At 69.4% G+C, this 11,375-nt stretch carries 10 protein-coding genes; 3 read left to right on the top strand and 7 right to left on the bottom strand.

All coding sequences use genetic code 11. The features are described 5' to 3' along the window. Window positions 1-1,198: PPE family protein (locus A5680_RS05490; protein ID WP_082970267.1), on the bottom strand; the 1,198-nt coding region annotated here is incomplete at its 3' end. 91 nt (window positions 1,199-1,289) lie between these two features. Then, entirely contained in the window at window positions 1,290-2,201 is a 912-nt protein-coding gene (locus A5680_RS05485; RefSeq protein WP_067817041.1) for an oxygenase MpaB family protein, read from the bottom strand. 82 nt (window positions 2,202-2,283) lie between these two features. On the opposite strand from A5680_RS05485, the gene A5680_RS05480 reads away from it, so the two are divergent. Further along, complete coding sequence (locus A5680_RS05480; RefSeq protein WP_055405565.1) at window positions 2,284-2,952, top strand: TetR/AcrR family transcriptional regulator; 669 nt, start codon at window positions 2,284-2,286, stop codon at window positions 2,950-2,952. Window positions 2,953-2,961: 9 nt separating this feature from the next. Here A5680_RS05480 and A5680_RS05475 read toward each other — a convergent pair whose 3' ends face one another. The 4 genes from A5680_RS05475 to A5680_RS05460 form a co-directional block, all read right to left on the bottom strand. Further along, window positions 2,962-4,308: a hypothetical protein gene (locus A5680_RS05475; protein ID WP_067817040.1), complete on the bottom strand. Its 1,347-nt coding sequence runs from the start codon at window positions 4,306-4,308 to the stop codon at window positions 2,962-2,964. A 2-nt stretch (window positions 4,309-4,310) separates the two neighbouring features. Beyond that, the gene (locus A5680_RS05470) at window positions 4,311-5,747 is read right to left on the bottom strand and encodes a condensation domain-containing protein (RefSeq protein ID WP_067817037.1); all 1,437 of its coding nucleotides are present in this window, start codon (window positions 5,745-5,747) and stop codon (window positions 4,311-4,313) included. A 301-nt stretch (window positions 5,748-6,048) separates the two neighbouring features. Then, window positions 6,049-6,597 (bottom strand): hypothetical protein, encoded by a 549-nt coding sequence (locus A5680_RS05465; protein ID WP_067817035.1) that lies wholly within the window; start codon window positions 6,595-6,597, stop codon window positions 6,049-6,051. Then, window positions 6,597-7,178: a VOC family protein gene (locus A5680_RS05460; protein ID WP_067817032.1), complete on the bottom strand. Its 582-nt coding sequence runs from the start codon at window positions 7,176-7,178 to the stop codon at window positions 6,597-6,599. The genes A5680_RS05465 and A5680_RS05460 overlap by 1 nt, the downstream gene beginning before the upstream one ends. A 112-nt stretch (window positions 7,179-7,290) precedes the next feature. Between A5680_RS05460 and A5680_RS05455 the strand changes: the two genes are divergently transcribed. Together A5680_RS05455 and A5680_RS05450 are read left to right on the top strand one after the other, a co-directional pair. Then, window positions 7,291-8,424 (top strand): alpha/beta hydrolase, encoded by a 1,134-nt coding sequence (locus A5680_RS05455; protein ID WP_067817029.1) that lies wholly within the window; start codon window positions 7,291-7,293, stop codon window positions 8,422-8,424. A 101-nt stretch (window positions 8,425-8,525) separates the two neighbouring features. After that, on the top strand, window positions 8,526-10,736 hold the full coding sequence (locus tag A5680_RS05450; protein ID WP_067817026.1) for an acyl-CoA dehydrogenase: 2,211 nt from the start codon (window positions 8,526-8,528) through the stop codon (window positions 10,734-10,736). A 142-nt stretch (window positions 10,737-10,878) separates the two neighbouring features. On the opposite strand, the gene A5680_RS26475 is transcribed toward A5680_RS05450, so the two are convergent. After that, window positions 10,879-11,196 (bottom strand): hypothetical protein, encoded by a 318-nt coding sequence (locus A5680_RS26475; RefSeq protein ID WP_156675014.1) that lies wholly within the window; start codon window positions 11,194-11,196, stop codon window positions 10,879-10,881. Between the last annotated feature and the right edge of the window lie 179 nt (window positions 11,197-11,375).

Below are 11,375 nucleotides of genomic sequence, written 5' to 3'. Positions count from 1 at the left end.
GCGCTACCCGCCCCCCCCCCCCCCCGGGCGGCGGGTTTCGCGCCCCCCTACGTGATCGCACCGCCCGGCATCGGGTCCGGCTCCGGGATGGGCGCGGGTGCCAGCGCGAGCGCCAAAAGGAAAGCGCCGGAGCCGAGGCGGGAGCCGCGGCCGGGGCGATGGTGGGCGGCGACATCGCGACGGCCGGCATCGGGGCGGGCATCGGGGCGGGCGCCGGGACCGGCGCCGGCGCGACCGCGGGTTGGGGCACGGCGGCCAGCCCGGCCAGCCCCGTGAACCCGGCCACGGCGCCGAACGGGGCCGCCGCCAGCAGCACCGCCGGCGCCAGCAATTCGGGCTGGCTGGTGAAGATTTCGAGGATGTGCGTCGGCCAGTCGAACAGGATGAGTTGGACGATGTACTGGAAGGCCAGCGCCGGGTTGTGCACCAGGTAGTAGCCGAACTGCTGGAAGTCCTCGAGCAGTTCCAGCGCTCGAACCACCCAGAAGATCGGTTCTCCCGCATTGGTGTACGCGTCGTAGGGCAACCCGTTGACGGTGCCCTCCGCCGGGTCCCAGTTGATGCCGAGATTCCTCAGGATGTTGGCGATGAAATCGTCGAGCGGGTTGTCGATCGTGGGGTCGTGGATGTCGCCGCCCGAGTCTTGGCCGGTGGCATCGGATTTCACGATCGGCGGCGCGGGGTCGGTCGGCGGGTTCGCGGCCACCGCCGCGGTGGAGACCGCCTGATAGGTGGACATGGTGGTGGCGGCCTGCACCCACATCCGTGCGTAATCGGCCTCGTTGAGCGCGATCGGAATCGTGTTGACGCCAAAGAAGTTGGTGGCCACCAATACCCCGTGCACGGTGTGGTTGGCGGCCAGTTCCGGCAGCGTCGGCATCGCGGACGCGGCCGCGGTGTAGGCCGTGGCCGCGGTCTCGTGCCGGGCGGCCGCCGCCGCGCTGTTGGCGCTGGCCTGCGTCAGCCACGCCAGGTAGGGCGCGTGCGCGGCCGCGTACTGCGCGGCGGTGGGCCCCTCCCAGGCCCCGGCCTGCGTCGCGGCCACGACGCCGCTGAGTTGCGCTGCGGCCGAGGCGTATTCGGTGCTCAGCTCGGACCATGCCCCCGCCGCCGCCAGCAGCGACGCCGGACCGGGGCCGCTACTGAGCAGGGCGGAGTGCACTTCCGGTGGCGAGGCCATCCAGATCGGCGCCGTCATAGCTACTCCTCGGACTGGAAGGCTTACCAGGCAGAGGAGAGCTTAATGAATATGATTTTCGTTATCAACTCGGCGGCGTTGCGTCCGCGCGCTACACCAGCGGGCGCCCCGTCCTGATCCGACGGTCGAGGTCGAGGAGCAGGACGTTGAAGGGGAAACGCCGGAGGAACCGCGGCAGGCGGCGGTTCACCAGGGCCAGCGCCGCGATGAGCCTGTCGAAGCGCCGTTGCCTGGTGGCGTCCCAGGGCAGCCGCATCTCGTCGCGAAACCGTTGCGGCAGAAAGCCCGTGGTGATCAGCAACGCGAGGTTGTCCGAGGCGCGCTGCAGCCGGCGCGGCAGCGTCAGCCCCCGGATGCGGTTGGCGGCGATGGGATAGAGGTACTCGCGCACCGCGTCGTCGATGCGCACCTTGGCCAGCGACTCCTGCCAGTACCGGTCGAACGCCGCCCGGTCCGCGGGCCACATCTCCGGCGGCACCTGCAGGGTGGTGGCCAGCGCCATGCCCTCGCGGTAGTGGCGATCCGCGTCCTCGCCGTCCAGCTCGCCGATGAACATGCGGTAGATGTCGACCCCGCCCTTGTACAGGCAGGCCCCCACCCACAGCTGCAGGTCGGGGTCGAAGGCGTTGTAGGACACCGGGCTGTCCGGGGTGGAGTAGACCTGCGCGTGGGCCCGGTTCACCGCCCGGCGGAAGGCGTCCTTCTGCGCGTCGGTGCCGTTGGTCGCCACCGCCAGGTAGGTGAAGGTGGTGCGTGCGCGCTTGATTGGGTGCAGGTCGACGCGGCCGCTTTCGACGCGGCTCTCCATGACGCCGTACCCGACACCGGGGCGCGCCAATTGCATGATCACGTTGGCGGGGCCGGCCAGCAGCGCCACCCCCATCAATCCCTCGTCGATGCCGAGCCCCCGCCGGCGCCGGCGCGCGGGGGACCGCCGCGGCGGATCGGCGATCGCGCGCTCGACGTGACGGACCGGTTCGCGAACAGCCTCGGGTATTGCCATGGTGAGATCCCTCCAGCGGCGCCGTCGCTAATCTGCGAACGCGTGTTTCCTGATATTGTCGCGGCGCCGCGTTGGTGTCAAGATGGTTCGCATGAACCCGTCGGGCGCACGGCCCTACCGCGGCGTCGAGGCCACCCAGCGGCTGGCCGCCCGCCGCAACCGGCTGCTGGCCGCGGGCCTGGAGTTACTGGGCGCCGAGGAGCAGAGCGTCGCGGCGGTCACCGTTCGCGGCGTGTGCGGGCGGGCCGGGCTGGCGGCCCGGTACTTCTACGAAAGTTTCGCCGACAAAGACGAATTCGTCGCCTCCGTGTTCGACTCGGTGGTCGCCGAGCTGGCCGCCACCACCCAGGCCGCGGTGGCGGCCGTGCCGCCGGACGAGCAGACCCGCGCGGGCATGGCCAACATCGTGCGCACCATCGCCGACGACGCCCGGGTGGGGCGCCTGCTGTTCAGCACGCAGCTGGCCGATCCCGTGATCGTGCGCAAGCGCGCCGAATCCAGCGCGCTGTTCGCCATGCTGTCGGGCCAGCACGTCGGAGCCGCGCTGCGGATGCCGGCGAACGACCGGATCAAGGCCGCGGCGCACTTCGTGGTCGGCGGCGTCGGCCAGACCATCAGCGCCTGGCTCGCGGGTGACGTCCGGCTCGAACCGGACCAGCTCGTCGACCACCTGGCCGCGCTGCTCGACGAACTCGCCGAGCCCGACCTGTACCGGCTGCAGACGGCGGCCGAGTCGCGAGCAGACTCCTGAGGCGCGGTCTCAGACGGGACTGACGGCGGGCCACCCGGTGGTGGCGGTCAGCGAGAAGTCGCGCAACGCCCGCGAAATGTGTTGCCGCAATTGGTCGTTCGAGTTCGGGCGGCCCAGCTCGTAGGCCAGGAAGGAGACGAACACCCGGCCGTGCACCCGCCCCGACAGCAAGGCCAGCGCACCGTTGGTGCTGTACATCGTCGCGGTGGTCACCCCCGGGTACACCGTCTTCATCGCGAAGTGGTCGGCGTCCGTGCCGTCCGGGGTGTTGACGGCCGGGTCGAGCGACCCGAGGTTGGACGACACCACGGTGACCGCGCTCCCGGTGACCACGCCGATCAGTCGCCGCATTACCCGTTTGGGGATCAGCGGAACCAGTGGCAGCAACGCCCAGCGCTCGTCGGGCTCGTCCTGGTGCCGGGACAGCGCGTCCTTGATACCGGTGCGGATCCCGCTCAGGTCGGTCGTCGCGGGCGCGGGGTCCACCGCGATATCGACGTTGACGACGGCGTTGGCCCGGGTGTCGCCCGGCGTGCGCTCGTTGACCGGCATGCCCACGTTGACCGTGCCGTCGGCGGCGACCCGGCCCACCCGCCGGGCCAGGTGGGCCGCCAACCCCGCGAGCAGCGCGTTGCTGGTGCCGCCCAGGGCGCTCGCGCGGGCGTCCCACTCGTCGGCGTCGACGAAGACCGTCGCCATGGGGAGCGTGATGGGCTCGTCGGGTCCGGTGGGCGGCGCCGGCCGCTTCTTGGCCGCGCCGGGGCCGGCGCCCCGGCCGGCCCGGGCCATGCGTGCCGCCGCGAGCACGGCGCGGCCCACATCCGTTGTGTCGCGGGCGGTTTGGCGCGCATCCTCGCGCAGCGCCCGCCACCGCGGCCGCGATCCCGCCGGGGGCCAGTCGATCGCGTCGTCGCGGCCGCACGCCGCGTCCGCCAACGCCTCGCACAGCCCGACGCCGTCGGTGAGCGTGTGGGTGACCACCAGGCTCACCGCCGCGCCCCCGTCGGTCAGCGGGAGCACCGCAAGGTGCCAGCCGGGCCCGCGCTCGGCGTCCGGCCGCCTACCCGCCTGCTCGTCCAGCCAGGCGTCGATGTCGTCGCGCGGCCGGGGCGTCGCGACGATCTCCAGGTCCGACTGGTGGGTTGGGGCGACCCAGCGGTGCCGGCCGAACGGCAAGGGGGACCGTTCGATGCGGCGGCGCAATCGGCCCCGACCGAGGTGGTGGTGGAAGGCGCGCAGACCGTTGAGGTCCACGGCGCGGTCGTACACCCAGATCGTCTGCACCACACTGGTGGTGGCCGTCGCCCGCTCACCGAGGAAAAGGGTCTGGTCGGCCAGATCCAGCAGGTTGCTCACGCCTAGGCCGCCTCGTCGTCGTTGCGGGTGGGCGCGTCCGCGCGCGGCTCGCCGGTGGCCGCATCGATGGCGCGGGCGAAGGTCTCGCCCAGCGTCGCGATGTAGCGGCCCACCGACTCGCGCGCGATCGCGTTGTCCGGGAAGGACATCGTGACCGTGGTCTTTTCCGCGTGCCGGTTGATCCACATGTTGATCCCGCCGTGGGACAGGCTGTCGCCGTAGGTGCCGAAGTTGGTCTCCGCCCACAGCCCGGCGAGCGGGATCTTGCGAAAGTCGAGGAAAGACAACATCATCGGCAGCCGCGTGGGCAACTTGATGCCCAGCTCGTCGGGCGTCGCCAACTCGATCAGCCGCTCGACCGGTACACCGGCGAGGTCCTTGGCCGCGTCGAAGGACTTCTGCGCGGCCCGGGCCGCCTCGGCGAAGGTGGTGCCGCCGGTCGGCACCGTGACCGGGACCAGGCTGGCGAACCAGCCCACGGTCATGGTGTCGACGCCCGGCGTGCGGGTGTCGCGGGCCGTGAACCCGTGATAGACGGCCCCGCCGGTCAATTCCCGCTCGGCCAGCGCCGTGCAGGCCAGCACCCCGCCGATGAACCGGGCACCGGCCGCGCCGCAGGCGGCGTCGAAAGCCTCGGTCTGTGCGGCGTCCAACAGATCGACGGTCACCAGGTCGCCCCTGCTGCTGGCCCAGGTGTCCCCAAGCGGCAGGGGGAAGCTGGGCCAGTCGCCGTCGGTGTCGCGAGCGAACGCGATCCAGTCCTTGATCTCCGAAGACGACAGCGTCAGCCCGGCGACCCGTTCGCGCTGACGGGCGGTGTAGTCCCGGTAGCTCGTGGCCTCGGGCAGCGCGCTCGGCTGCCGCCCCCGCGCGAGTTCCTGATAGGCCAGGTGGATGTCGACGAAGATGACGCCGGCGGACAGGCCATCGATGTGCAGGTGGTCGACGCTCGCATAGAACGTGAAGTAGTCGGCGTGCTGGACGACGCCGTAGGTGAAGGAACCCCATTCGAGCGTTCCGGGGGTCGTCGTCAGGACGTGGGTGCGCACCTCGTCGACGGTCTGGTTCCCGAACGAGACGGGAACGAAGTCGATCAGGGCGGGGTCGTCGATCGCGTGACGCACGATGACGCCGTTATTGAATTCATACCAACTGTGGTAGGTGTCGTGGCGGCGGACATGCGCGTTGACCGCCGCGGTCATCGCCGGGATGTCGCACGTGCCGGGAATGTCCCAGGAGACGATCATCAGGCGTGGTAGCTCCCGGTTCATCGCCCTGCCATGGAAGGCCGCCCAGAGGTGTTGAGCCTGTTGGTAACTCGGAGCCAGATCGCTTGGCTGCGCGGCGCGGGCCGCCTCATGCGACGACGGCGTGGCCGTCCACATGGTGAGCGGACCGCGGGCCGGCTGCCATTCGTAGATGTTACCGAGTGCGACCATTGACTCAGTCCTCATTCCGTGCTGCGGACGTTCTGGCGCGGCGTGGGAGGAGCCGAGAAGCCGTGCGGCGAAGGACATTCCGCGCAGCATGAATCCAGTTATGTGTTGGGATTCTTCGACGCGTGCGTTGGGCTGAACTTACGGCGTCGCTTGCACCCCCCTGTGTCGCTGCTATTGGACGGTAGTCGAGGAAGGGGGCGTTTACCCGGTTTTTCCAAGATTCGCAATTTCGTGTGTCGCCGCCGTCGTGGCAGTAGTGTGCTCCACTCGCGCCAGAGCGCCGGGCCAAACCCGCACGGCCTCAGGGGAACAGCGGCAGCTGCCAGAGGTGCATCTCGGGATCCAGCAACCACAGCCGCATCATGGTGAGCCGTATCAGCCGCTGCGCGCTGAAGATCATGAAGGCCGCCAGCGGCACCTCGATCAGCAGCGCCGTGGCGATCGACAGCCACACGTCCTTGGGCCCGGCGGTCATCAGGTCGAACCACGCGTCGCAGATCAGCAACACCCCGGTGGTGAACGCGGCGGGGACCAGCAGTTGACGGCGCAGGTACCCCAGCGTCGCCGTCGCCACCATGAACGACACCAGCAGAATGTCGAAGCCGACCCAGGTGAGTGGCCAATTATGCGCGACGTAATTCTCCGGCAGCGTCACCGACAGGTACCCCAGCCAGGGCACCATCGCCATCGAACCGCCGACCATCAGGCTCAGCCGGATGCGCCGCACCCGGGCCAGCAGCGCCGGATCGATCAGGTCGCTCACCGGTTGCTCGAGCCGCTTGATGAGCAGCCGTCGCTGCTCGGGCGTGAGGGCCGCGATCTGTGCGTCGGTGAGGATGCCGTCGGTCATCAGTGACCGGCGGCCACCGGTGGTCGGCGGTCCGCCGCCGTCTTCGGCACGGCCTGCGCGTCGCTGGTATCGAATTCCTTGACCCAGCAGGCGAATTCGAGCGTGATGCCGTCGGGGTCCTGGAAGTAGAACGACCGCACGTACACCCCGGGGTGCACCGTCGCGGACACTTGCATCGGGCTCTCGTCGTGGTTGAGCACCGGGCCGACCCGCACCCCTTTGTCCTTGAGCCGCTGGCGGTAGGCGTCGAACTTCTCGGCCGGCACGTGGAACGCCAGGTGGTTCATGGTGCTCACCGCGCTGGTGATGTCGCCGATGCCGGGGATGGCGCCCGGCGACGAGATGCCCGGCACCCGGTCCGGGGCGTCGGCGAACCAGAAGAAGGCGACGCAGTCACCGTTGCCGGCGTCGAAGAAGAAGTGCTGCCCCTGGCCACCGGGCAGGTCGAGCGACTTGATCAGCGGCATGCCGAGGATGTTGGTGTAGAAGTCGACGGTGCGAGCCATGTCCGAGCAGACCAGCGCGACGTGGTTGATCCCGCCGAGTTCGAATTCGGTGTTGGTGTTGTGCGGTTTGATCATCGGGCGGCTCCCCTCGGTCTCCGGCTTGGAGTCCTGGCCAAGATGTATTTCTGAATCTAACATCAGCTTCGAGTTTTCTTTCGAAAAGTCCATCGCCAGCAGGGCCGCTGAAATGACTCTTCACACCGGTGCCGCAGGGGTGGTCCGCGAGTTCGTCGGGCTACCGTCGCGCACCGCCGCGCGCGCCGGCGCCGGGGGGCATCCCTGCCAGGGGCTGTACCACCGCGGGGTGGGTCGCAAGCCCAAGGTGGCGATGATCGCCACGCACTACCAGATCGACTTCTCCGAGCACTACCTCGCCGACTACATGGCCACCCGCGGCATCGGCTTCCTGGGCTGGAACACCAGGTTCCGGGGCTTCGAAAGCAGCTTCCTACTCGACCACGCGCTGGTCGACATCGGCGTCGGCGTGCGCTGGCTGCGGGACGTGCAGGGCGTGGAAACCGTTGTCTTGCTTGGTAACTCGGGTGGCGGCTCGTTGATGGCCGCGTATCAGTCGCAGGCCGTGGAGCCGAACGTGACCCCGCTGGACGGGATGCGGCCGGCGGCGGGCGTCACGGAATTGCCGGCCGCGGACGGTTACGTGGCCACCGCCGCGCATCCGGGCCGGCCCGACGTGCTGACGGCCTGGATGGACGCGGCCGTCGTCGACGAGAACGACCCGGTCGCCACCGACGCCGACCTGGACCTGTTCAACGAGCGCAACGGACCGCCCTATCCGCCGGAGTTCCTCACCCGCTACCGCCGCGCGCAGACCGCGCGCAACCACGCCATCACCGACTGGGCCGAGAAGGAGTTCAAACGCGTTCGCGCCGCGGGGTTTTCCGACCGCCCGTTCAGCGTCATGCGCACCTGGGCGGACCCCCGAATGGTCGACGCCACCATCGAGCCGACCAAGCGGCAACCGAACATGTGCTACGCCGGCCCGCCCGCGAAGGCGAACCGGTCCGCGCACGGGATCGCCGCGGCCTGCACCCTGCGCAGCTGGCTGGGGATGTGGAGCCTGCGGGTGGCGCAGACCCGGGCCGAACCGCACCTGGCCCGGATCACCTGCCCCGCCCTGGTGATCAACGCCGACGCCGACACCGGCGTCTTTCCGTCGGACGCCCAACGGATTTTCACCGCGCTGGCCGCCACCGACAAGACGCAGGCATCGATCGACACCGACCACTACTTCACCACCCCGGGCGCCCGCAGCGAGCAGGCCGACATCATCGCGAAGTGGATCGCCAAGCGGTTCCGCTGAGGCCCCGTCACCCGCTGACCCCTGTGGTCAACCAACCGACCGGTTGTTAGTTTGGAAGGTGCTTGGCCGAGACGGAACTCGAAAGCATGGGAAGGCGACCAATGCCGATCGCTATCACTCCTGAGCATCAAGACCTGGCCGATTCGGTGCGGTCCCTGGTCGCGCGCATCGCGCCGTCCGAGGCGTTGCACGCGGCAATGGAAACCCCGATCGACAATCCCCCGCCGTACTGGCAGGCGGCGGCCGAGCAGGGCCTGCAGGGCCTGCATCTGGCCGAGTCGGTGGGCGGGCAGGGCTTCGGCATCCTCGAGTTGGCCATCGTGCTGGCCGAATTCGGCTACGGAGCGGTGCCCGGGCCCTTCGTGCCCTCGGCGATCGCGAGCGCCCTGATCTCCGCCAACGACCCGAACGCGAAGGTGCTCTCCGAACTGGCGTCCGGCGCGGCCATCGCCGCCTACGCGCTGGACTGCTGCGGGCTGACCGCCACCCGGCACGGTCCCAACGACGAAACGCTGGTGCTGCGCGGCGAGGTGCGCGCGGTTCCCGCGGCGGCGCAGGCGTCGGTGCTGGTGCTCCCGGTCGCGATCGACAGCGGCGAGGAATGGGTGGTGCTGCGCGCCGAGGAGCTCGAGATCGAGCCCGTGAAAAGCATTGACCCGCTGCGCCCCGTCGCCCACGTGCGGGCCAACGCCGTCGAGGTCGCCGCCGACGCCGCCCTGTGCAACCTGAGCATGGCGACCGCGCACGCGCTGATGACGACGCTGCTGTCCGCCGAGGCGATCGGGGTGGCGCGCTGGGCGACGGACACCGCGTCGCAGTACGCCAAGATCCGCGAGCAGTTCGGCCGGCCGATCGGCCAGTTCCAGGCCATCAAGCACAAGTGTGCGGAGATGATCGCCGACACCGAGCGGGCCACCGCCGCGGTGTGGGACGCGGCCCGCGCCATCGACGAGGCGCGGGAAAACGATTGGGACACAGCCGGTTCCCACGTCGAGTTCGCCGCCGCCGTCGCGGCGACGCTGGCGCCGGCGGCCGCTCAGCGGTGCGCGCAGGATTGCATCCAGGTGCACGGCGGGATCGGCTTCACCTGGGAGCACGACACGAACGTGTACTACCGAAGGGCGCTGATGCTGGCCGCCTCTTTCGGCCGCGGTTCGGAGTACCCGCAGAAGGTGGTGCACACCGCCACCGGCACCGGCATGCGGGCCGTCGACATCGACCTCGACCCCGACACCGAGAAACTGCGGGAGGAGATCCGAGCCGAGGTCGGCGCGCTCAAGGCGATGGAGCGCGACCAGCGCAAGGTCGCCATCGCCGAGGGCGGCTGGGCGCTGCCCTACCTGCCGAAACCATGGGGCCGCGCCGCCGGCCCGGTCGAACAGATCATCATCGCCCAGGAATTCACCGCCGGGCGGGTCAAGCGGCCGCAGATGGGCATCGCGACGTGGATCATCCCGTCGATCGTGGCCTTCGGCACCGAGGAGCAAAAGCAGCGATTCCTGCCGCCGACCTTCCGCGGCGAGATGATCTGGTGCCAGCTGTTCTCCGAGCCGGGCGCCGGCTCGGACCTGGCGGGGCTGAGCACGAAGGCGACGCGGACCGACGGCGGCTGGCGCATCACCGGCCAGAAGATCTGGACCACGGCGGCGCAGCTGTCCCAGTGGGGCGCGCTGCTGGCCAGGACGGACCCGTCGGCGCCCAAGCACAACGGAATCACCTACTTCCTGCTCGACATGCACAGCGAGGGCGTCGAGGTGAAGCCGCTGCGCGAGCTCACCGGCAACGCGATGTTCAACACCGTCTACATCGACGACGTGTTCGTGCCCGACGAATGCGTGCTCGGCGAAGTGAACCGGGGCTGGGAGGTCAGCCGCAATACCCTTACCGCGGAACGGGTTTCGATCGGCAGCAGTGAGGCGAACTTCCTGGCCACGCTGGGCCAGTTCGTCGACTTCGTTCGCGAGGGGCAGTTCGACCCGGTCGCGCAGCACCGGGCGGGTCAGTTGATCGCCGAGGGCCACGCCGCCAAGGTGCTGAACCTGCGCTCGACGCTGCTGACCTTGGCCGGCGGCGATGCCATGCCGTCGGCGGCGATCTCCAAGCTGCTGTCGATGCGCACCGGGCAGGGCTACGCCGAGTTCGCGGTGTCCTCGTTCGGCACCGACGCCGCGATCGGCGGCACGGACGAACCGGCCGGCATGTGGGGCGAATACCTGTTGGCCAGCCGCGCGACCACGATCTACGGCGGCACCTCCGAGGTGCAGTTGAACATCATCGCCGAGCGGCTGCTCGGACTGCCCCGCGATCCCTAACGCGCACTTGCGCTTTGGCCCCACAGAGGGCCATGCCGACCTGAGGGGTGGTCAGGCCGGCATGGGTCCCCCAAATCCCGTGGGCCGGTCAGCCTATTGTGGATCGGCACGCCAAGGCTGGCCGGTTACCACGGGAGGTGGTTCACCACCACCAGTTCCACCAGCGCCCGGGTGCCCAGAATCCGCGGTCGCCCGATACCCAACCACGGTGGCCTCCCCCGCCCCATCCGTGGCCGCCGCCCCATCCGTGGCCGCCATGACCCCCGCCTGGCCGGTCCGGAATGATTCCGGGTCCACCGGGCGCGCCGTGCGGACCGGTGGTGGTGAAGCTGGTGTGGGTTCCTGGCACGGGAGCGGCGTGGGCCACGGGGCCGGCAGCGCACAGCAGCGCCCCGGCCATCGCGGATGCCCCGACCGCGCCCACCGCCGCGTGGCGCAGCGATCGTGACGAGATCATCATCGCCAGCTCCCTCCAGGACCCATGAAACCAACGTTAGCCAGAAGTTTCCCGGCAAACAACGCGGCCACACCAGAATAAAGCTGTGAATTATGTAACAAATGTCAAAACGTGTTTATTTTCCTGAATTCCAAACATCAGCATATTGCCCAATACTGAATTGAGACGGTATCGATAATAGC

It is taken from the genome of Mycobacterium sp. E2989, from assembly GCF_001667595.1.
Classification (GTDB): Bacteria; Actinomycetota; Actinomycetes; order Mycobacteriales; family Mycobacteriaceae; genus Mycobacterium.
The sequence above is the reverse complement of the archived record's forward strand: the minus strand, read 5'-3'. Positions and strand labels throughout refer to the sequence as shown.

What these genes read in the sequence shown, in the direction of transcription:
- A5680_RS05485 (WP_067817041.1), bottom strand. Translation starts at nt 2,201, where the DNA reads ATGGCAATACCCGAGGCTGTTCGCGAACCGGTCCGTCACGTCGAGCGC.
- A5680_RS05480 (WP_055405565.1), top strand. Translation starts at nt 2,284, where the DNA reads ATGGTTCGCATGAACCCGTCGGGCGCACGGCCCTACCGCGGCGTCGAG.
- A5680_RS05470 (WP_067817037.1), bottom strand. Translation starts at nt 5,747, where the DNA reads ATGGTCGCACTCGGTAACATCTACGAATGGCAGCCGGCCCGCGGTCCG.
- A5680_RS05465 (WP_067817035.1), bottom strand. Translation starts at nt 6,597, where the DNA reads ATGACCGACGGCATCCTCACCGACGCACAGATCGCGGCCCTCACGCCC.
- A5680_RS05460 (WP_067817032.1), bottom strand. Translation starts at nt 7,178, where the DNA reads ATGATCAAACCGCACAACACCAACACCGAATTCGAACTCGGCGGGATC.
- A5680_RS05455 (WP_067817029.1), top strand. Translation starts at nt 7,291, where the DNA reads ATGACTCTTCACACCGGTGCCGCAGGGGTGGTCCGCGAGTTCGTCGGG.
- A5680_RS05450 (WP_067817026.1), top strand. Translation starts at nt 8,526, where the DNA reads ATGCCGATCGCTATCACTCCTGAGCATCAAGACCTGGCCGATTCGGTG.
- A5680_RS26475 (WP_156675014.1), bottom strand. Translation starts at nt 11,196, where the DNA reads ATGATGATCTCGTCACGATCGCTGCGCCACGCGGCGGTGGGCGCGGTC.